Origin of the sequence: Roseovarius arcticus, from assembly GCF_006125015.1 — a bacterium.
GTDB classification, from domain to species: Bacteria; Pseudomonadota; Alphaproteobacteria; order Rhodobacterales; family Rhodobacteraceae; genus Roseovarius; species Roseovarius arcticus.
This window is the reverse complement of the sequence record NZ_SZZN01000001.1, coordinates 2207403-2229244: the sequence shown is the minus strand read 5'-3', so window position 1 is coordinate 2229244 and position 21842 is coordinate 2207403. Positions and strand designations below refer to the sequence as shown.

General features: G+C 59.1%; 19 protein-coding genes. 9 read left to right on the top strand and 10 right to left on the bottom strand.

The window, feature by feature from the left end; genetic code table 11:
* The first annotated feature begins 438 nt into the window (after positions 1–438).
* From MK6180000_RS10590 to MK6180000_RS10575, 4 genes are read left to right on the top strand one after another with little or no spacing between them, the layout of a single operon-like run.
* Positions 439–1389, top strand: coding sequence for a glycosyltransferase family 2 protein (locus MK6180000_RS10590; RefSeq protein ID WP_138934708.1), 951 nt, complete (start codon positions 439–441; stop codon positions 1387–1389).
* A 14-nt stretch (positions 1390–1403) separates the two neighbouring features.
* Positions 1404–1778 (top strand): GtrA family protein, encoded by a 375-nt coding sequence (locus MK6180000_RS10585; protein ID WP_138934707.1) that lies wholly within the window; start codon positions 1404–1406, stop codon positions 1776–1778.
* Between the two features lie 13 nt (positions 1779–1791).
* Positions 1792–2553, top strand: a complete 762-nt coding sequence (locus tag MK6180000_RS10580; RefSeq protein WP_138934706.1) for a class I SAM-dependent methyltransferase — start codon at positions 1792–1794, stop codon at positions 2551–2553.
* Positions 2550–4016, top strand: a complete 1467-nt coding sequence (locus MK6180000_RS10575) for a hypothetical protein (protein WP_138934705.1) — start codon at positions 2550–2552, stop codon at positions 4014–4016. The genes MK6180000_RS10580 and MK6180000_RS10575 overlap by 4 nt, the downstream gene beginning before the upstream one ends.
* Positions 4017–4247: 231 nt before the next feature.
* On the opposite strand, the gene MK6180000_RS20320 is transcribed toward MK6180000_RS10575, so the two are convergent.
* The 9 genes from MK6180000_RS20320 to MK6180000_RS20870 form a co-directional block, all read right to left on the bottom strand.
* On the bottom strand, positions 4248–4400 hold the full coding sequence (locus MK6180000_RS20320) for a hypothetical protein (RefSeq protein ID WP_171054595.1): 153 nt from the start codon (positions 4398–4400) through the stop codon (positions 4248–4250).
* Between the two features lie 612 nt (positions 4401–5012).
* Positions 5013–5489, bottom strand: coding sequence for a hypothetical protein (locus MK6180000_RS10570; RefSeq protein ID WP_138934704.1), 477 nt, complete (start codon positions 5487–5489; stop codon positions 5013–5015).
* Positions 5490–5491: 2 nt separating this feature from the next.
* Positions 5492–6313 carry a DUF3100 domain-containing protein gene (locus tag MK6180000_RS10565; RefSeq protein WP_138934703.1) on the bottom strand — a complete coding sequence of 274 codons (822 nt, stop codon included), beginning with the start codon at positions 6311–6313 and terminating at the stop codon, positions 5492–5494.
* A 103-nt stretch (positions 6314–6416) separates the two neighbouring features.
* Complete coding sequence (locus MK6180000_RS10560; protein ID WP_138934702.1) at positions 6417–7940, bottom strand: aldehyde dehydrogenase family protein; 1524 nt, start codon at positions 7938–7940, stop codon at positions 6417–6419.
* Complete coding sequence (locus MK6180000_RS10555) at positions 7937–8878, bottom strand: NAD(P)-dependent oxidoreductase (protein ID WP_281284628.1); 942 nt, start codon at positions 8876–8878, stop codon at positions 7937–7939. The genes MK6180000_RS10560 and MK6180000_RS10555 overlap by 4 nt, the downstream gene beginning before the upstream one ends.
* A gap of 92 nt (positions 8879–8970) precedes the next feature.
* Positions 8971–9879 carry a LysR family transcriptional regulator gene (locus MK6180000_RS10550; protein ID WP_138934700.1) on the bottom strand — a complete coding sequence of 303 codons (909 nt, stop codon included), beginning with the start codon at positions 9877–9879 and terminating at the stop codon, positions 8971–8973.
* Positions 9879–11021, bottom strand: a complete 1143-nt coding sequence (locus MK6180000_RS10545) for an amidohydrolase (protein ID WP_138934699.1) — start codon at positions 11019–11021, stop codon at positions 9879–9881. Before MK6180000_RS10545 ends, MK6180000_RS10550 begins: the two co-directional genes overlap by 1 nt.
* Positions 11022–11036: 15 nt before the next feature.
* On the bottom strand, positions 11037–11921 hold the full coding sequence (locus MK6180000_RS10540; protein ID WP_138934698.1) for a VOC family protein: 885 nt from the start codon (positions 11919–11921) through the stop codon (positions 11037–11039).
* Positions 11918–12691 (bottom strand): serine O-acetyltransferase, encoded by a 774-nt coding sequence (locus MK6180000_RS20870; RefSeq protein WP_138934697.1) that lies wholly within the window; start codon positions 12689–12691, stop codon positions 11918–11920. Before MK6180000_RS20870 ends, MK6180000_RS10540 begins: the two co-directional genes overlap by 4 nt.
* Positions 12692–13197: 506 nt before the next feature.
* Here MK6180000_RS20870 and MK6180000_RS10530 point away from each other — a divergent pair.
* Positions 13198–13593 (top strand): hypothetical protein, encoded by a 396-nt coding sequence (locus MK6180000_RS10530; protein ID WP_138934696.1) that lies wholly within the window; start codon positions 13198–13200, stop codon positions 13591–13593.
* A gap of 148 nt (positions 13594–13741) precedes the next feature.
* Here the strand turns inward: MK6180000_RS10530 and MK6180000_RS10525 are convergent, their stop codons facing one another.
* Positions 13742–14230 carry a hypothetical protein gene (locus tag MK6180000_RS10525; RefSeq protein ID WP_171054716.1) on the bottom strand — a complete coding sequence of 163 codons (489 nt, stop codon included), beginning with the start codon at positions 14228–14230 and terminating at the stop codon, positions 13742–13744.
* A gap of 248 nt (positions 14231–14478) precedes the next feature.
* Between MK6180000_RS10525 and MK6180000_RS10520 the strand changes: the two genes are divergently transcribed.
* The 4 genes from MK6180000_RS10520 to MK6180000_RS10505 all read left to right on the top strand — a co-directional run bounded on the left by MK6180000_RS10520 (position 14479) and on the right by MK6180000_RS10505 (position 21807).
* Positions 14479–15156: a glutathione S-transferase family protein gene (locus MK6180000_RS10520; protein ID WP_138934695.1), complete on the top strand. Its 678-nt coding sequence runs from the start codon at positions 14479–14481 to the stop codon at positions 15154–15156.
* 571 nt (positions 15157–15727) lie between these two features.
* A complete protein-coding gene (locus tag MK6180000_RS20515; RefSeq protein WP_212751894.1) occupies positions 15728–18568 on the top strand; it encodes a multicopper oxidase domain-containing protein in 2841 nt (946 codons plus the stop codon).
* Positions 18569–18591: 23 nt separating this feature from the next.
* Positions 18592–19266, top strand: a complete 675-nt coding sequence (locus MK6180000_RS10510; protein WP_138934694.1) for an SCO family protein — start codon at positions 18592–18594, stop codon at positions 19264–19266.
* A gap of 36 nt (positions 19267–19302) precedes the next feature.
* On the top strand, positions 19303–21807 hold the full coding sequence (locus MK6180000_RS10505; protein WP_138934693.1) for a hypothetical protein: 2505 nt from the start codon (positions 19303–19305) through the stop codon (positions 21805–21807).
* The last annotated feature ends 35 nt before the right edge of the window (positions 21808–21842 follow it).

Below are 21842 nucleotides of genomic sequence, written 5' to 3'. Positions count from 1 at the left end.
GCACCGTTCGCTTTGGCAAGCGTATAACTCGCCCATATGAAGAATCGCTTTCCATGCACCTTCACTATTGTTCATGTTTTGTTCTTATTTGCCAGTCTTCTTTTGACCATCTGGAATGTGAAGTAGAGATCGTTCTCCCAATTTGGAAAACAGACATTGGCTGCGACGCGGATGCGGGCGGTAGCGTCGTGGACGCATCCACTTCGACGCCACGCTCCGCCCTCAGATCCCTCACATTTCGGTACGTCATTAGCGGATTAATGCAACAGACCCTCTTTGACAGAGCATTCCATATTATAGCTTATTCCTTGAATCGCAGTTTGCCCTTTGGAAACCGTGTGTTTCCCGAAAGCGCCTAATGGTTCCCACAATGCGGACACATTGTATCGTTAAAACTTCAGACCGACGCGAACGTGAATGAATAGCAAGGTGGCCTTTATGCTGATCTCCGTGGTTGTGCCGTGCATGAACGAAGAAGCCTCGATTCCGCATCTGGTGGATCGGCTGGTGCAGGTGGTCGCACCCTATGGTGATCGTGCAGAAATTTTATTGGTCGATGATGGCTCAACGGACGCGACGTGGGCGGCAATCGAGAAGGCGCGCGCGACCTGCTCGCATCTGCGCGGCATCAGATTGTCGGCCAACCGTGGCCATCAAATCGCACTGACGGCCGGCCTCGAGGCTGCACAGGGCGAGCGTATCTTTATGCTCGACGCCGATTTGCAGGACCCGCCGGAATTGTTGGGCGATATGATGGGAATGATGGACCGGGGCTATGACGTAGTCTACGGACGGCGTAGCGAACGGCAGGGCGAGACAGTGTTCAAGCGCGCAACCGCTTGGGTATTCTACCGCGCGCTTAACGCGATGTCTGACATCGACATTCCTCGCGATACTGGTGATTTTCGTCTGGTCAGCCGTAAGACGCTGGATGCCGTCCTGTCGATGCCCGAGCGCGCGCGATTTGTGCGCGGCATGTTCGCCTGGGCCGGCTTTCGACAGATTGGGATCGAATATGCCCGCGCGCCGCGCACGTTGGGCGATACCAAATACCCCCTGCGCAAGATGATGCGATTTGCCGTTGACGCGATGACCGCGTTTTCCACTAAGCCGCTGAAGTTTGCAACGCGCATGTCATTTGCCAGTCTGGGCTTTTCCGCGCTGATGATGATCTACGTGGTCCATTCACTGATCGTCTATCAGACTGCGCCAGGCTGGGCGTCCGTCGTGCTGGTGATCAGCCTATTCTCGGGTGTGCAATTGCTGACGCTGGGCATTCTGGGCGAATACATCGGACGCCTTTATGTCGAGGCCAAGAACCGGCCGCTCTACTTTGTGTCCGAAGATACCCGCAGCGCTGAGATGCTACCGCTGCGCAAGGTAGTCTAAGCGGCGTGCTGTGGATGAGCCGCATATCGCGCTTTGCGCTGGTGGGCGTGGGAATTGCGGCTCTTTATGTGGCGCTCTATCTCATATTCCTTCGCGCAGGTCTGGGGCAGGGGGCTGGAAATGCGCTGGCGTTCGCAATTGCCGTGGCAGTGCAATACGCTGCACAGGCGCGGTTCACGTTTCACCGCCAGTTGAATGATCCCCGCCAGATGCTGCGCTTTGGCATGATGATCGCAGGCGGCTTTGCCACATCGGCACTGATCACCGGGGTTGTCGCGCCGCACTATCTGCTGGAACCCTGGATCGCTGCGATCGCGGTGACGTTAATCCTGCCAGTTCAGAACTTCATTATCATGACCCTGTGGGTCTTTTCAAACCCCGCAACCTAGAAGCATATTTCACATGACACATATCTATTCCGATACGTTTTTTGACTACATCGACCAAGGTGCGCGCCGCTCTGCGCAGCATTTGCTGGGGCTGCTCGGGCCATTACTGAAACCTGCTTCTGTGCTTGATCTGGGCTCCGGACGCGGTGTGTGGCTGGATGAATGGCGCATGACTGGTGTGAGTGACGTGTTGGCCGTCGACGGCGATTATGTGAACCGCGATCAACTTGCCGTGCCACGCGGGAATTTTATGGCCGCCGATCTGACGGCACCGGTATTTACGGACCGCCGCTTTGATCTGGCACAAAGCCTTGAGGTCGGTGAACACCTGCCTGCGTCAGCGTCTGATACGCTTGTCGCCAGCCTCACGCGTGCGTCTGACCGGGTGCTTTTTTCCGCCGCTGTCACAGGCCAAGGGGGCGAATTTCACATTAACGAACAGCCCCTTTCGTTCTGGCAGGATCTGTTCGCCGCGCGCGGTTATACCGCCTACGACTGCATCCGCCCGCATCTGTCCAGTAACCGCGAGATCGAACCTTGGTACCGCTTTAACGCGGTGTTGTACGTGAATGAGGCGGGCCGCAAGGGCCTGCCACACGCCATCACCACACATGAAATTCCCACTGGCTCACGTGTCAAAAATGGCGGTAATGCGCTGTGGAAATTGCGCCGCTCTGTGGTGTCAAACCTGCCGCGTGCCACAGTGACCCGTATCGCACAAACCCGCGCCCATATTATCGCTGCGCGTGCAGGGAAAAAAATTGGTGCCGCATGACGTTCGCCGCAGGGTTTGCAGAACATCAGAACCCGGAGCGGGGGATTCAGGCGACCGCTTGTAATGCCGCGCAACCGCTCTGGAAGGTGGTCGCGATCACGCTAATGGCGGTCTGCGCCATCTCCCTGCCCAACCTCATCGACCCCTTCATCCGCTACGATGATTATCCGGCCCTTTTTGCCGAGGCGCATTGGTTCTGGCCCAAGACTTTGCACGAAGGCCGCTGGCTCAGTTATATCTGGCATCTGCGCGAGTTCGTAACACCCGCGTGGTTGAACTTTGCAATCTACCAGACGCTTTGGGCCGTCCTGTCCGTCGCTCTCGCCGTGGCCGCGATGGGCCGCCGCTATGAGCGTCCGTGGTTCACCACGGTGTTGGCGCTGTTTATGTTGGTCTCATTGCCCGCAACGCTGATTTCGCTTTGGTTCAACACGCTGATCCCCGGCTTGGCTGTTGTTACACTTTACGCGGTGCTCGGCTGCCGGGTGTCTCAGCGCACCCACCGCGCGCTGTTGCCTGCGTTCGTGGTTGTCAGTTTCTGGGCCTATACCACCTATCCTTTGATACTGCTTGCCGTGTGTCTGATGCGCACGGAGCATCGCTCGCTGCGGGATTTGTTTGGCCTGATGACGCTCTTTGTGTTCAGCTTTGCCGCCGCTGTGCTGCTGACTTACACGCTCAATTGGCAGGTTCATGGCGTGTTCGGCGTGCCGCTGGACAACTGGCGCCAAGCGACGGCTGCTACCGATATCAAAGGCATGATCGCAAACCTGCCCAAATTGGTTGAGACGTTCAAAACGCTGCTGATGGCAGCAAGCTATAATTTCGCGCCCGCTGCATTTTTCCATACTGGCCTGCTGCTCGTGGCCACGCTGGTGATGATCAAGCGCGCCCCGCGCGAGGCGCTTTATCTGCACGCAGGTCTGTGGGCGGGAATGGCACTGATCGTGCTGCAAGTGCTCAAGCTCGGCGTTCTCGTGCCACCGCGGACGTTCATTTTTGCCTGGGTGCTGTATGCCGTGATTGTGGTGCGTGCCACCGCCCTTCTTAGCCAGACACCCGGTCTGGGCGGGCGCGTTATGCGCAACCTTACGCTGTTAGTGGTGCTGTGCTATCTGTTGCAGACATTTAACCAGTACACGGTCTATCGTCCGTGGCAGGCAGAAACCCGCACTTTGGGTGACACATTAAGGACGGCAGACCCAGCAGCGTCGCGCCCCGTTATGGTCTACGGCGATGTGATGACGCTGGATAGTGCCATGGCGGCAGACATCTTTGATGACATGGCGCTTACCTTTCGTATGCAACAGCTGACGGGGCATAAGTTCTTACTTTGTCACAGCGCGCCAGAAGCCTGCACAGAGTTGGAATCGTCACGCTTGGCCGCAGGGCTCCCTGAAGCCATTAAGGTGAAAGTTGAGACAAGCGGTGATGAGGTTCGCATGAGTGGTCTGCTGGAATGAGTAGAAACAGCAGCGCGGCAAAAAATGGTGCGCGTCACTAATCTTGCTGAGCATTGTCTGGATATTGCAAAATTAGCCACATTGAAAATGGGGGAAGTGGACATCCACTCAGTTGTCAGATGCGGTCAATTTTGCCGTTCTGCAGTCCTTCAAGCAGCGTAAGCGCTGCCCGAAGGACAGGTAGTTGATCCGGGAAACTGCAGCAGCATCAAATCAACAGGTAAGCGGACGCTATGGATTGAACAGGGATTGGGTCGTCCCATATCCCTCTGTCGCAATCAACGTCAGCGTCTCGATGAGGCTATTCTCATCGGTCTCTTCGTCTGACGTCTCGATTGTTTCAAAGAGGCTTTCGATCAGGGACGCAGGATCTGCGCCGCCCATTTGACCGCCACCTTTCGGTCCCGCTGAACTGCCCCCGGACGGTGGCGGCGGAGGTGGGGGCGGCCGACCCTCAGCGCCACGTGTGCTGCCAGTGCCCTCAGCACTCTCGATCTTGCGCTCGGCCTCCCCGTTCTGGTCTACATTTGTTGGCGGAGGTGCCATTTGGCGGCCACTCGTCTGCATCATTGATAAGCTTTGTGTGTTGACGCTTGAAATCATATTCGCTTTCCTTTGTTTAGTATCGGCTGAATAAATCTCATCCGTTAATGGCGCTATAAACTGGTAAGCTTCTATGTTTCAAAGTTGAGCGATGAGATGCGATAACAGCACGCGCCAACTTGGGGTTGCGAAGTTGAATTGAGGGGCAGCAGTGCGCCATGCTCTCAGGCTGGAAGCAAAGTTGTACGGTTGTGTATTTGCCGCAAAGCGAGGCGCATCTGTCCCAATGGTTGGCCTGTTCAGCCAGCTCCGCAGCATAATTCTACGTATCCCCTCGCCGATCTAAATGCACATTTGGTGCAATAACAGCGCGGCCAGTACCCGGGTGCAAAGGCCCAAACAGAAAGGGGCGCGCCAACGGCACGCCCCCCTTATTGTCGAAAGACACGCGCCTTAAAGGAACAGATCTGCAATGAACGCCGAGCCGACATAAGTTCCGGTCATCACCAGCACAGCAACGATAAAGATCTTCCATCCCGACGTTTTGGCGATCTCTATCTCTTGGCGGGCGATAGCGATGCCAGCATAAGCCAGGCAAGGGGTCGCCAGCGTCAGGAAGTTGACGTTCTTTGCATGGGCGACAATCCATTCGCTGCCCGGTGTCCAAGGCAGCGTCACGAGGATGCCGATCAGCGAAATCCACGCAACCGACGGTAGCTTGATCGGGACCACTTCGGTCAGGATGAGGCCGACCATCGAGATCACGTAGAGCACGATCAGCCCGACAAACCCGTCGGCGATAGGAATGTCCGTCGCTACGGTGTTCCCGACCAGACCGATCGCGCAGATGATAACCAGCACCAATGCGTGAGCCGACAGGCTCAGCTTGCGCTCGGCAGTGGGGTCCATTTGTGTTTCGCTCGTGTTCATAGTCACTCTCCCACCTTCGTTACTGCATCTTTACGGCCCAGAAGGTCGTACAGCTTTTCGGTCAGCGGCAGGGCGACAAAGATGCCCAAATAAATGCCAGTGGCATAGGTCAGCACGTTAGACGCACCGGCAAGCGCCAGGATCTGCTCTTTCATCTCTGGAATTGCACTGGCCAGCGCCCCGGTGCAGGCCGCCATCATCGAACCTGATCCGATACCGCATGCCATCGCCAATGCTTCGACCGAGAAGGCCCCGGTGGTGGCAAGGACCGATGCCAGAATGGCAAAGATGAACGTGCCGAACAGAGTGCCAATGACGTAGACACCCATCACGCCGGCACCCTCTTGGCTTTTCAGACCGTACTTGTCGGCGATGATTGCGATATTCGGCTCGCGCGCGACTGAGAAACACGCGCCGATGGATTCGCGGCCCATCCGAAGCACCAGAACGGCGACGGGAAAGGCGATGATGATGGTGCCGAGGTTGCCCAATTCCTGCAGCAGAAGGGCAGGGCCGGCGTCAATAATCTGCTCCATCGAGGGGCCGATAATAGTGCCGAACTTAGCAATAAACGGCATGATTGCGATCACGATCAGGGGTGATGCAGCCTTGACGTCATTGTCCTTGATCCAGACGCCCGCGCCCTTGATCACGTTCGGGTTGATAATCAACCCCAGAATGAACGCATAGAGCAGCGGCAGTAGCAGGATCGACCCGATCCCGATGGGTATGGCGATCACGCCGATCAGCTCGCTCATGATGGTGATAATCAGCACGCTGATATGCAGCCGCCAATCCAGCACTATATCCATTGTTCGTTGCATTATGTCCCTCCCTTTTTTTCGTGCCATTCGTGGCACATGAGCCTCATTAATTTAGTTAATCGCTGCGCGCCTCTACTGGCAAGCGCCTGACTTGATGCGCAACCTATCCGGGTGCATAGCCGAAACCAATGGCAGGGTTTTCGGCTGTTTCAACCCAGACTGATTTGGTCTGAGTGTATGCTGACAGCGCCTCGCGTCCCGAGGACCGACCATACCCCGACCGCCCGAAGCCCCCGAAGGGCGACATGACGTTGATAGTCTTGTAGCTGTTGACCCAAAATGTTCCGGCGCGAACCTTGGCTGCCATGCGGTGCGCGCGGCCCACATCCTGCGTCCAAACCGCCCCGGCGAGGCCGTATGGCGTGCCGTTCGCCAGCGCGACGGCCTCTTCTTCTGTCTCGAATGTCAGGACCGACAGAACCGGGCCGAATACCTCTTCGCGGGCGATGTCCATGTTAGGGGTCACGCCTGTCAGCACCGTCGGTGCATAGAAATAGCCGCCGCTATCTGCCAGTGCCTCGGGCTTGGCCCCGCCGGTGGCGAGGTGGGCACCGCCTGTGGCCGCAGCTTGGACCATTGCGTCGATCTTGGACCATTGTGCGGCATTGTTAACCGGGCCGATCTGGGTGCTCTGATCTAAGGGCATTCCGACCGGGATGCGCGCGCTGGCGGCTGTAAGCTTCTCCACCAATTCGTCGTGGATCGACCTCTGCACCAGCAGGCGCGAACCCGCGACACAGCTTTGACCGCAACTGGCAAATATGGCGGCCTGCGCGCCGATGACGGCGCGGTCAATGTCTGCATCAGCAAACACGACGTTGGCCGATTTTCCGCCCAGTTCCAGCACCGCCCCCATCGGCTTCAGCGCTGCCCGCGCGGCAATCGCGCTGCCCGCCTGAGCCGACCCAACAAAGACTGCCAAGCCTGTCGAGGGGTGGTCGATCATCGCTTGACCGCTGGTTGGCCCGGCGCCCGCGATCACATTGACCAATCCACGCGGAACGCCTGCTTTTTCGCACAACACGCCGATGACAAGGCTGCTAAGCGGCGTCAGTTCGGACGGCTTCAACACCAAGCCGTTGCCTGCGCAAATCGCCGGGGCGACCTGCCAGCAGCAGGTGAACAGCGGCGCGTTCCACGGTGTGATCTGCGCGACTACGCCGATGGGTTCGTGGCGTGTGTAGTTCAGGTGGGTGCTCGGCACAGGGATGACGTCGCCGGTGATTTTGTCGCACCAGCCTGCGTAATACTCGAACATCTCGGCCATGCGCCCCGGCTCTCCTCCCGTGTCGCGGATAGGTCGCCCGGTCGAGATACACTCCAGCTCGGACAGGGGCGCGGCATGGGCGCGGATCTGGCGCCCGATCTCAAACATGATGCGGCCCCGGTCGGACGCGGTTTTTGCCCACCAATCGCGCTGGGCGATCTCGGCGGCGTCCGCCGCCTGCGCCACCACATCGGCCCCCGCATCACGGTAGGTGGCAAAGACGGTGCCAGTCGCCGGATCGGTCAGCGACAGCTCATCACCAGCGCCGGACAGGAAGCCGCCTGCGACGTAGCTTTGGACATCGGGGGTTCCCAGCAGCTCTTGCAGCAACTCAGCAACGCGGTTTGATGTGTCGGTCATTCGTCTTCTCCCTTAAAACGGTCCGCCTGCGGATCGCCCATCAGCATGAAATCATCACCATCGGTCAGGCCCGAGCGTTCCTCGCTCCACAAATTGGCGACCATGTTGGCCAGTGGCATGGCGCATCCGGCTTTGGTGGCCATTTCGAGTGCCAGTCGCACGTCCTTGCGCATCAGCCCGGTCGAAAACCCGCTATCAAAGCTGCGCGGCAGCACCCAGTTGGGATAATGAATTTCGCTGATCGCGCTGCGACCGGTGGCCGAATTAATCACGCGCAGCGCATCCTCGGCGCTAACGCCCGACGCCTCTGCCAGCCGGATCGCCTCTAGCGTGGTCAGCATATGGCTGGCGACCAGCATGTTATTCACCAGTTTCGCCACATTGCCTGCACCGCTTGGGCCGACATGAATGATTTTTTGTCCCAATGCCTCCAGAACCGGCATGGCGCGGGCGATATGGGCATCATCGCCGCCCAGCATCATCGCCAGCGTTCCCGCAGCAGCGCCCGATGGCCCGCCGCTGACCGGGGCATCGACAAAGCCGTGCCCGGCGGCGTCCAGCGCCGCAGCCAATTTGCGGCTGATGTCAGCCTCGGATGTAGATGTGTCAATCACGATACGCGGTGCGGCGTCCGGTGCCAGATGGCCTGCTGCTGTGGCATCTGCAATCACCGCCTCTACGTGGTGTGCTGCGGGCAGGGACAGCACAATCACGTCGGCGGCGTCGAACACGCCCGCTGCGCTGGTCTGCGGCGCGGCACCTGCAGCCTTTGCGCGGGCAAGTGCCGCCTCCGACAGATCAAAGGCTGCGACGGCGAACCCTTTGGCAGCCAAGGTCTGCGCCATGCCGATACCCATTGCGCCAAGGCCGATAATCCCGGCGCGTATTTGCTGTGTCTCGGGCATTTTGCCCTCCTGATGGCTTGAGTGCGATTGCACCGGACTATCCAAGCCACAGGTGGACACAAATAGTGCTCAATGTGGGTACGGTGCGTTGCCTTGATCGCAACACTCTGCCGTCGCAGTATGCCTTAGGCTTGAAACGCGACCATGCGGTCTGCCAGAAATTGCGCCGCCAGTTCTACCGATTTCGGAAGTCGGCGGCGCGCGCGCACCATCAGATGCGCGCTGACCTGCTGTAGTGACGCCTCGTCGACCGGAATGATAGCCAACTCGCCGCGCGCGGCCTGAATCGATACAGAAAATCGCGGCAGGAACGTCACGCCCATTCCGGCACAGACATAGCGGATCAGTAGCGTAATCGAACTGGTCTCAATCTGCGGAAGCAGTGCTAACCCCTGATTGCCCGCCGCGCGGCCCACTAGCCCGCGGATCGCATGCCGCCTGTCCAGCAGGCCGACGGGTTGCTGCAAAACTTCGGCCAGCCCTACCGATGCACGCCCGGCCAGCGGCGAGCCGGTGGGTACAATGGCGCAAAGTGGCTGGTGCCCTACAGCAAGCGACCGGATCGCCTCGGACAAATCAGGGTTATAGGCAATGCCGATATCCGCCTCGCCTAGCACGACCCGGTCCTGCAGCGCGTCAGTGCCCGCCTGATCTATGCGAAATCGTAGATGTGGATGCGCGGTAGTCAGCGGTGACAAGCCGTTCTGCATCAGATCGGCGGTAAAGCCCTCGCCCACAGCGATGCGTACATTCTGTCCCTCGCCCTTGCCAAAGCGGCCCAGCTGATCCAGCAGAAATGCCTGCTCGTCTTGTTGGTGCAGCGCATGTTCGCGTAACAGTTGCCCGGCGTCGGTCAGGCGCACGCCCTGCGCGCTCCGTTCTAGCAGGGGCACACCCAGCCGCGCCTCGATATCGGTGATCTTGCGGCTGATCGCCGAGGGCGCCACATTCAGTCGCGCCGCCGCGCCCCTGATTGACCCCTCTTGCGCGACGCAAAGGAATTCGCGCAGAAACCGTGGGTCAAGTGTATCCATCAGCCGCGCGTCGCACGCTGGGCAAGCCGCACCCAGAACTCCGCGCCGACTGGCAGGATCTTGTCGTTGAAATCAAAGGTGGTGGCATGAAGCCCCGGATTGTTGCCCTCGCGCGCGGCGCCCAGCCACAAATAGGCGCCCGGCACCTTTTGCAGCATAAACGCGAAATCCTCGGACGCCATGCTTGGGTCTGCCGTGCTGGTATCCAGCCCCATCGCGTCGCCGATTTCGCGCGCGATTGCGGCCTCGGCAGCGGTGTTGATCGTGGCCGGATAGCGGCGCTGATAGTCGATCTGCATCTTGCAGCCATGCGCTGTTGCGATGCCGCTCGCAACCTCGCTCAGACGCCGTTCTAGGATGTCGCCTGCACCGGCGTCGAACCAGCGCGCCGTGCCGGCTAGCGTCGCGGTATCCGGACAGATGTTGTAGGCCGAGCCGGAATGGATCTGCGTGATCGACAGAACGCTCGGCGTTAGCGGCGACAGACTGCGTGCCGGAATTTCCTGCGCGGCGGCGGCAATGCGCGCGGCGGCGGCGATAACCCCGTCGCTTTGTTCGGGCATGGCGCCGTGGCCGCCCTTGCCGGAAATGGTGATGTCAAAAACGGCGAACGCCGCCATCATTGCGTCGTCCCGCGCCACCAGACGGCCCGGCGCCAGTCCCGGCCAATTATGGATGGCGTAGACCGTATCGCACGGGAAGCGGTCGAACAGCCCGTCCTCGATCATCACGCGTGCACCAGCCTCAGACTCCTCGGCGGGCTGAAAGATGAGTGTAACAGTGCCGCCCGCCACACCCTCGGCCGCGATCTGCCGCGCGGCCAATAGCAGCATCGAAGTATGCCCGTCATGCCCGCAGGCATGCATCATGCCGGGTATGGTCGAGGCGTGATCCAGCCCCGTCACCTCGTGGATCGGTAGCGCGTCGATATCTGCCCGAAGGCCGATGCGTGGGCCGTCGCCATCCCCCATCGTTGCGACCACGCCGGTCGTTGCCAGACCGCGGGTGACCTGCCAGCCCCAGCCATCCAAAAGGCGGGCGATCATATCGGACGTGCGCGTTTCCTGATATGCGATCTCGGGATGGCGGTGCAGGTCGCGGCGCCACGCGACCGCCTCTTCGATATGGGTGTTGTCGAACATGCGCTCGCCTTTCTCTTAGCCGGCCTGTCGAAAGGTCAAAAGGATTCCGCCCAGGCGGCCTGTCTGCGTCAGAACATATGTATCACCGATCTGGCGGTGGGCGAACTGCCCTGCCTCAAGGTACGGCTTAACCCGCGCCATGTCGCGCGTGATGATGTCCAAAGACACGACCGACGGCGCGCCATCTGGCGCCAAATCTTTGGACACGGGGCCAAACAGCGCGGCGCCACTCTCGCGGTCGACAACGCGCCACATCCCGCCCCCGGTATCTACGGCAAAACCCCAATCGGTGTCTTGCACCGCGTCCCCGCCGTGCAATAGCGTTAGCCAATCGCGCACCGCAGATTGATCGCGCTTGGCGGCAAGAATTGTTGCCGAAGCAAAGCCCATTGCCCCGTTCGGGTGGTCCATCCATTCAGGAAACTCTATCAGATCGCGCCGGTGCTGTTGGCAGGCGAACATTGCCAATCGGTCTAGCTCTGGCCGGGTGAATATCTGCAAGGTCGTCGCCGTTCGGTCCGGCGTGCCATCGGCCAGCACCACGTCGCGCCCAAACGCGATACGCCCCTCGCAGCGCACGCCCCGTTCGATCAGCCGTTTGGCGTCGCCGTCTGCGTCATCGCTACACAGCGCAGTCAACGGCACGCCCTCGCGCTGAGCCAGATGCGCCTGAACATGGCGGCCAAAACGGAAATTGCCGACTGCGTAGCCATCCAGCAGAGAGGCGTCGCCTATGCTCACCAGCTCCAGCAACTGTCGCTGAAAAATAATCAACGCGGTCGAGGTACCCCACGGGTGCATTCCCGGCGGCTTCATCGCAAAGCCGAGCGATTGGTAGGTGGCGCATGCCGCCTTCAAATCGTGCACGCAGACCAATGGATGATCCAGTGTCAGGGTCATTCCCGCCCCTCCAACATTGCCAGCGTGGGAAAGCCGGCGAACATGCCGGGCCGGCGGCTCCGCTCTTCGGCGCGGGGGCCGGTCACCAGTGCGCCGGGCGGCACGGGGCGAGTTACCACAGCGCCCGCCCCGATGACGGCGCCTGCGCCGATCTCAATCCCGCCCAAGATTATAGCATTGGCGCCAATTGTCGCCCCGCGCCGGATGATTGGATGGCGGCTGTCGCCAAGATCCGCAAGCGTGGAGCCCAGAGTGACCCCGTGCCAAAGGCTCACGTCATCCTCGATCACGGCGGTCTGCCCAATCACGACGCCGAGGCCATGATCAATCCAAACCCCCCGGCCGATTTGCGCCTGAGGCCAAATCTCGGCCCCGAGCGCGCGGGTGAATTGGCTCTTTAGTGCCAGCGCCAACGTGCCGCGCCCCGTGTGCCACAGCGCATGGGTCAATCGGTAGGACAGCAGCAGGTGATAGCCACCCGCGAAATGCAGCGTTGCGGCGCGCCCGCCCGGATCGGCGTCGCGTCCAGCAGTCGCCGTCAAGTCGTCCAGTGCAGCTGCGCGCGCATCTTGATTGTCGTCGAAAACCTGCGCCGCAATGGCGCGTAGCCTATCGCGCGCCGAACCTTCGGGTATGCAGGCGGCCAGCACGCCCGCCAGCAGATCGGCGTCGGTCTCTATATCCTCGGGATCGTAGGCGAAGAACACCGCCAGATCCGGCTCCCCCGTAAACAGCGCGCGTGCCTGTCGCAAAAGGGGCGAAGCGGTCATGGTAATATCCTCGTCACGGTGCGCGGAACAGCATGGTCGGCCAATCGGGTGCGCCGGGCAAGGCATGATTTCTACCCGCCCGTGTTGCGGCATGGTGAACGCGTCGTCTAGGCGGCGCGCGCGCTCTACAAGCGCGTTTTCCCATGACGCCTTGAACGATCCTGTCTCCGCAACCGCGCTTTTGGATCGGATTAGCTGCTGGTCATCGGCGTGCAGATTGAGCGCGCCAAGTAAGGACTACCCTCTTAAATTGATCGCCGCTCTGGCCGTGGACGGTGAAACGACCAGTTCGACCTATCTGAATTGTTGCAAATTGTATCAGGCAGCGCGTCTGCGACAAGTGATGACAAAGTGGCATTGGCGATGACACACCTTTTGCCTGAATACCCTCTAAGCAAGGCATAGCGACGCCATGATGGCGCCTACGCGTTACCACAACCACCGCAATCAAATCTTAGAGTTCAGCAGTTTCATTTACCATTAACTCGAAAAGCAAAGGACACCACATGACACGTATATCAATACTTATCGCGACTGCGTTTGCACTATCCAGCATCGCAGGGACGGCGCTTGCAGAGCAGCATACCTCCCGTGATCGCAATGTAAAAACCGTGGTAATTCAAGAAAAAGTTACCCATGGCCGCGATGCTCAAAAGGTGTTGGTGAAAAAACAAGACACCCGTGCGCGCAATTCTAAAACGGTGGTTGTGCAAAAATCTGTAGCAAAGCAACAGCGCCGCAGCGTAGGAAATCGCTTTAACCAGCGCGACGTGGTGGTGATCCAAGACTGGGATCGTCGCGGTTTGCGCCGTCCGGGACGCGGCGAAGTCTATGCAATTAACGGCGACGCCATATATCTGCTTACGGCGTCCTCCCTCATCGTGAAGGCGCTTATGAATTAACGCCCACGCGCCTAGTCTAAGCGGGCCCGTGGCCTATCTGCGAGTAACGGCATGGCGAAATGACGCACCGACGTAGTCATTCCATATGGCTGTCAGCGTCGGAGTTTCATCGGCCCGCTTATCTGGCTTCGACGTGTGTTCGCCTTCGTCAACTTTCCTGCAGAATGGGCCTCTTTTTGGAGTACCTCAGGAACGTTTCAAGGAGGCGCGCCATCAGAAGTGTCATGCCGACATGCCCGATGAACGACGATTGCGTGTACGTCCCAAAGTCCATCATGAAGCTTCGCCCGATGAAAGGGGCCAATAAACCTTGGGCGACGAACCAAAGAACCACGCCAGAGACAAATCCGGCAATCCAAACCTGTGAGGACACAAACAACCTGATCAAGTAGACGAAGACGCCAAATCCCAATGATCCGATAATAAAGTGAATTGGAAATGCCAGGCTGTGGGATATCTGTATGCCTGTTAATTTCGCAGTCAGCGCGATAACCAGATTGGATGGTTGAAGGACCACATTGAACAGCAGCGGAGAGATGAGCCATGCGTAGAGTTCAAATGCAATTTCTCCGACCAGTCCGGCGAGGGCGATCGATATAAAAACTTGACGCCTGTTAGGGGACTCTATCAGTGACATCATGACCTCTTTTCTAAATTTGGTGTTATTCACAACCCAGTATGTGCGAACTGTGATCGGATCAAATAACGTTTGATAACGCGCGATCTCTTTCCGAAGAGGCGGCAGATGATCGCTTGATCTTCGATGCAGTCTGTCAAACAACCAGATTCGCGGTGACAATTAAGCCTCGGGTTTTGTTACAAAAACCTTAGATGAGGTCACCAAGGGGCCTGCCATTTCTTTCTTACCTTCAAAGGACCGAAAACATGCTGAAATTCTATTTCCACCCAACCCCTAATCCGCTCAAAGTTGCGTTGTTCTTAGCTGAGACGGATTTGCCCTTCGAATTGGTGGCCGTCGATACTGCGAAGGGAGAGCAGCATACGCCTGAGTTTCGCGCGATCAATCCGAACGGCAAGGTGCCCGCAATCGACGACGATGGCATTGCGGTGTTCGACAGCACAGCGATCTTGCTCTACCTCTCCGACAAGACCGGCCAACTGGGCGCGGCGCCAGAAAATCGTGGCGCCTTGTTATCGTGGTTGATGTTTATTGCCTCTGGCCTTGGGCCTTTCTCTGGTCAGTGCGTCCATTTCCACCACGTCGCACCCGAGGATGTACCCTACGCGAAAAATCGCTACATGCGCGAAATAGAGCGGCATTATCAGGTGCTCAACGATCATCTGAAAGGGCGCGACTATATCGTGGGTGACAGCTATTCTATCGCTGACATATCTGCATGGGGCTGGGCCATCCGTGCGCCCCGTGTTCTAGGCGGCGAGGGTCTTGCGCGGTTCCCCGAAGTTGACCGTTGGTTCAATGCAATCAATGCCCGCCCGGCCGTCGCAAAAGCCCAGGAGGTGGGGAAGGGTGAAACCTTTAAGACCCCCGGTGACGAAGCGTCCCTCCGCGCGCTCTATCCAAGCAACTACGTCAACGCATAATGCGCCGCCTGTCCCATTTCTGAATCTTGGGGCAGGCCGCGCTGCGCGGCCTGCTCCCTAAAATGCTACACAAATCCAGACAGCTGGTGGCTCTTTCACAGAGCGCCCCCTTCAGCCCGTACGGTCTGACTGTGAACCTTGGCCTCCCTATACCACTCGGTGCTCAACCGCGCAGTGAACTGCGGCGACCAGTTATATACGAATTTCCTCGAATCATCGCAGCGCCGATAGCGATAATTGCAGACGGCTCAAAGTAATGCGGACATCGGCAGAAAGATGCTGCAGCCGGATTGGGCTAAGCGACTGGCCCCTTCAACCCAATGATTTCCGGGGTTGAATCCGACATTCCGCCACCACCAATAGGCGAACTCTCCAAAATTATTCGACACCGCTGCACAACTTATGTTACAGTTGACGTAACGTAACTCCGGATTTGTTTTGTTCTTCAGTCGTTGTGCGCTGCGAACTGAGCATGTGCCTAATTCAGCGCTGTTACCGCTATCATAAGTTATCCAGTACCAAAATTTCAGGGATCGCAAGCTGATTGCGGTGACCAAAGGGGGCATGTGCCATGCGTAGCAGCAGACGCAACTTTCTCAAGGCGGGGGCAACCGCCGCGTCGGGTATCGCGCTGGCGCAAACCGCCAGATCTGCCGGCAGTCACGATACGGTCCGTGAGGGCGAGCGGCGGCTCAGGCACCTCGTGCCACCCAACGGATCGCCGCCTGATTTGCTGTCGCGGCCCAGCCCGCCAGTCACGCCATTCGGGATCTGGCCTTTGGCCGAGCTTAGCCCACCAGTCGCGCGACCACTCTTCACGCTGACCGAAGCGGAGTCGGCCGGGCTGGGCGATGAGGCATGGTGGGATAAGTTTCGCGAACAGTTCGAAATAGCGGCCGATGCACTGCGCACCGATGGTTTCGCCACTTCCGGCGCTTGGAGCGTTCGCGGCGAGGAATTGACGGCGGACGGCAACGTACGGATCGACATCGGTGACCCGCCCGACCCTGCGGCGCATCAGCGATTTTTCGAATTCAGACCGCGCAAATTTTATATCAATCGCGAGGTAGAATTTCTGTGGTCCTACCACGCGGAATACGGCGACGGCTCGTACAGTTGGGGCTATCACAACATCTACAGCGCCGATGATGGGTCCTACCGCAGCACGCGCGCTTGCTCTCCGGGGCCGACGTTCCACACCATGTATGGTGAGCCGATCCTGACACGGCGGATCAATGATTTGCCAAACATCGGCAACAACCCCGGCAATGCACGTCTGCGCTTTGCCCTGCCGTCGACGACCTCGCATCTGCACAACGCGCATACCGCGTCAGAGAGCGACGGCTACCCCAGCGACTGGATCAATCCTGGCGAATACTGGGATCATCATTATGCCAACTTTCCGTCCGGGAACGACGACCGGGAAAAGCTATCGACACTCTGGTATCACGATCATCGCATGGATTTCACGGCCTCGAATGTCTACGCCGGGCTGGACGGGTTTTACATGCTGTTCGACGAGCGTGACGCCAAGAATGCCGACGATGGCAACACCGGTGACAAAGATCCCAGTTGGCTGCTGCCCAGCCATGATTTCGACATACCGCTGATTTTTCACGATCTGTTGTTCGCGCAGGAGGTTGATGGAAAACCGCGCGAATTCAGCCGGGAAGAGACGACGCGCTGGACCTTTGAAAGCTCACAGGACTGGAGCGATTTCGCAGGGACGGATCGCGGTGCGTTTCTCGCCGATGGGTCGCGCAAGGCGATTGAGGCGCGCAACTATACCGGGACAGATCCGGTGTACGACCCGTCGCCCCAGATTATATTCGACGGGTTCAACACGGACGGGATCATCGGCGACCGCTGGACCGTGAACCGCCGGATTCAGCCCGCGCTAGAGGTCACCCCCAGGAAGTACCGGCTGCGGCTTCTGAATGGCGGCCCGTCGCGGTTCTACGAATTTTACCTGCACGCCCAGGGCGCGCCGGAGGCCGCATTCGGGCGTGCCGAGGACGATCCCGAAATGGGCGAGCCTACAACCGAGCTGGACCACCCCTTTATCGTGATCTGCGGCGATGGGAATTTTCAACCCAATCCGGTGCTGGCCCATAGCATCTATCTTGGTGTGGCGCAGCGGGTCGATGTGATTGTCGATTTCTCGAACTACGCCGGATCGACTGTCTATCTGGTCAACAGGTTGGAGCAGGAGCATGGGCGCGGCCCGAACGAGCGCAAGATCGACCCCAAGGATTATGCAACGGACGATGATTTCTTTGCCGCGAACGCAATGATGGCGTTCAAGGTCGGCGATTTGGCTGAGGGCGCGGTGCATTCGGATTACGGCACGCCCGAGGAAGGGGATGCGGACCCTAGCGCATTTCCTCTGCTGTTCCGGGAGTTTCCGCCAGTGGACTTTACCGAGGTTAAGCGCGACCGATTGTGGGAATTCGATTATCACGGCGGGCTTTGGACGATCAACGGCAAGATTTTTGACCCGAACCGTGTGGATGCCGGGATCGAACAGGACTCCGCCGAGATCTGGACGATGCGCAACAGCGGCAATGGCTGGCACCACCCAATTCACAGCCATTTCACAGAATTCCTGATTATTGAGCGCGATAGCCAGCCATTTTTGCGCGGAACGATCCAGACCAAGCAGTTCGTGCAAGACAGCGAGGTAATCCCCGAGGCGGCAGTCGCTCCGTCGCCGGGCGCGCAGAATCTGATGCGAATGGACGCCCCCAATACGGCCAAGACGGAAGCGAGCGGATTTACCGGTCGCGAGGGGCTCGCCGAGATTTTTAAGGCACCCGAACTTGCCGAGGGACTAGAGGAGCTTGGCTCGGACGAGCTGAGAGACCGGCTTGTCCCGCAGCTGAGGCAGTTCGATTCAAGTGACGGGGAGGCCAGCCCAGAGGCGATGGTGTTGCCGAGTGAGGCAATTACCGCCTTGGGTAACATGCTGGCGACGATGGGCCCGGACGAGGCGATAGAGCTGGTCAGCGATCTGCTTAATGGCAATTTCGACGCGATGAAATTCCGCAGTTACGACCTCTTTGCTCAATGGGTCGAGTTTTTGCCGCTGATCGGATTGGGCAAGCCCAAGGTGGACCGTTTCCTAGGTGGGGCGCGGCGCGATGTGGCGCTGCTGTTGCCCAATACCGAGGTCGTGGTTTTCGCGCGGTGGAAGGATTTTATGGGCCGCCACATCATGCATTGCCACAACGTGGTGCATGAGGATCACGCGATGATGGTCCGCTGGGACATCGTTCCTCAGGGCGCGGGGTTCGACACGCCGGTTGACTCCGATCTGATCGCGCAGTCGCTGGGTGACGCGGTCAAGGTGCATCGCCGCGAGCATATCGAAACGCACCCCGAGGGCGGCGCACATGCGCCCGACGACAGTTGAACGAGATGGGACAGGAGGCCGCTATGACCCGGATGCAGGGGACGACACCAGCCACAGGCCAAGCCCGCCTGAACCGCCGCGCGATCCCAAACGTTCCGGTCGTTTCGCATGACGGCAGGGAATGGTCGTTCTACGACGATCTGATCCGGGACCAGGTGGTTTTGGTAGCGTTCATGTCGATTGGCCACGACGCCGAATCGAACTGTTCTGCCAAGATGGCCGACGTGCGTAAACTGCTGGACCGCGATCCAAGTGACACGACGCTGTTTCTGTCTATCACGGTAGATCCCGGCGCGGACGGTGCGTTGGGATTGGCCAACCACGCGGGCCGCTCCGGGGCAGGTGGGTTCTGCGGGCCCGGCGAGGCGGGGCGTTGGCTGTTCCTGAGGGCTAATCCGGGCGACGTAGATTTGCTGCGCGCCGCGTTCTACGTCCACCGCAGCCTCGCCCCTGTTCCAACCGGGCCAAAGATGATCACCCGGTCGGAACTTTTGCGCATGCCGCCCGAGCGGGCAGTGATGGATTGCTCGATGGGGCTGATGCGGTACGGCAACGAGGCGCTGGATGTCTGGGGCGCGGCCCCTGTACGTGCCTCGGCACCTGATATTGCGGCAAGGCTTACGTGGATGCGCGATGCAGGCGCACCCCGTCCGCGAACCCGTCGCCGGGCAGGCCCATTTCCGGCCGTTCTTTCCTGAATTTGACCGCCAGACTTTCTTTAGAGGAGCCAAGCTATGACCCGAGGCACATCAATCAAAGGCGCGGCATTGGCGGTGATTTTAGGAACGACTGGCGCGTTCGCGCAGCCCTGCACGATGCCTGACCCGCCGGTGTTTAAGGCGCAGGGCCATCTCCTCGATTTCGGGGATCTGTCCGGAGGGGCGCAATCGGCTGTGACAGATTTTGACTCCTTTGCCTTTTCCGGGTTGGAGGCGGGGCTGGTCTTTGACCCGCCCAACACTGTTACGCGGTTCAACGTCCCCGGCGGCGCGCCCGATCTGCGCACCGAAGAGGAGCGATACCTGAACCCCGACCATCCGGGCGGCCAGCCGAACGTGCCGCAGTCGGACTGGCGCAGGGTAAACTGCGTGATGGGGATCACTCCCTTTGAAATCTCGCTGCCGTCGCTGGCCTATCCCACCCTGCCGCGGATCGAGTTACCTGTGATGACCCGCGCGACCTTCGTCAAAACGCCGATGGCGATCTTTCCCGGTGAGATAGATATCGACGGCGTGGTAACGACTGTCGACCCTTTCGCCAATCCGCCCGGCACGAACATGCTGTCTACCTCATACCGCAACTTGCGCGACACGCAGGGCGGCGTGATGATCCACACGCTGCCCTCAAACAAAAAAGGCGAATATAACCTGCATGACGGCGACCCTGTGGCGACGCGCATAAATGGTGAATCGCCGATCGACGATCTGCGCTATATCTTTGAGACGATATTTGAGACGATCACAGAACAGCCATATCGCGCGTTATTGACCCGCCCCGATACGGTGGATCTGGACGCCCTGATTGCCGATGCCGAAGGCGCAGCGGATCGCATAGCGGATGCGCGTAACCTGATTGATCACCATCTGGCATGGGGCATCGACCTGATCGAAGGAAACGATGCGCCGGATTCTAAGGTGCCGGGCGACCGGGGTTACCTCGGATTTTCGATGCTCAACCATTCTGGCCATAACCGTGTGAAACGCGTTTTGCCAGTCAGAGGTCCAGATGGAATGATCACCGGGGGCGAAGTGACCGTGCGCCAGATTTGGTTTGGCGGGAACATCAAATCGGATACGATGTTTTTTGATTTCGGGTGGAACAAGATAGGGCCGCCAGTTGAAGACTATGCCAATTGCGGAGGCGACGGGCAACCGACACAGGCCGCCTGTGCAGGCGCCGCACCGATCCCGCCAAACAAGCCTTGGGTCATCAATTATGAGATTTTCGTCCTGAGCCGCGGCGCCGATGATTTCTCGCCGATGGTGATGCAATTTGACTGCCCCGGCAGGCTCGATATCGGGGGGGTGGCGCAAGGATGCCAGCCTGCGGACGTCAATCTGCCAGAGGAGGCGGTGGATTGGGTGAACGGACCGCTTTACGCATCCTTCGATCAAAGTTTCTTTCCGATGGAGAACGGAACCAAAGTAGAGCTTAGCGTCAAAATGGCCCCGGCGCAGTACTTCAATCTGACCTATTCGTGGGGTTGGCGCGTGCATCCGCCCCGCGCGCAAGCAACGGAGAACGGCCAGAAACTGGTGCCGCCCGGCCTGCCGACTGAGGAAATGTTCTGTCACCCGCTGCGCGCCGGCATCATCGATCACGAACGGTTTGCCTTTACCGGATTTCCGGGGCCGCAGAGCATGGAAATGCTGCCGCCAATGGATGAGTTGGGACCGATGATCGCCGATATGGGGCTGGCGACGCTTAGCGAGGCAGAATTCGACCAATGCCTCGCGCGGTTTCAAGAAGCTAACGGCGCGGACAAGGTCGCGCTCGACATGGTGAACGCGCGGCTGGGTATCATGACGCGATTTTTTGAGTCGCCGGTGCCTGCGCCGGTCACTGAGCGTGAAAAGATGGACTACGCCATTTCCAAGATCAGCGATCTGGCCCCGGCCAAGCGGATGTGGAACGCGTTCCACTTGATGCAGGACGAAGTGGCAAAGACCCCATCTGCAACTGGTGGCGACGAGATCTGGATCGCCCTGTTGCTGGATGCGCGCGACGCGTATCTGGACTGGCTCGACCGCACGCATCTGCCCAGTGGCCTGCAGCCCGATCCAGACACCGACATGACGCTCGCGTTTCTCAACAACACGATTTACGGCCAGCTGCGCAAAGGCGGCGCCGTGGCGTTTCCCGAATGGCGGCGGCGCGGCGACATGGGCAAAATCACCCTGCTGAACGGCGATTACTTTCCGCACGGCTACCTCAGTGTCGACTTCGGCGGCTTGCGGGGCTGGGAAAATACATGGCAGTCGACGATCAAGACCGCTGGATCAGGCCCCTGGTTCACCTTCGGCCGCTTTCACGCGCGGTTCAACACGGTGCCGGGAACGGTGGCTGTCGGGGCGGCGACGCGCACAGAGACGCCAGTGGCAGGTGGTAATCCGATAATAACCGTCACCCCATCGGCGCACCGCCTGATGATTCAGTTCAATTACGAGCCGTCGCCGCGGCTGCGGTTCTACCAGTTTGACCCGCTTCACCACGATGCCGCGATCTATTCAATGCACTAAGCCATTTGCCGCAAAAAAACACCTGAGGGAGGATG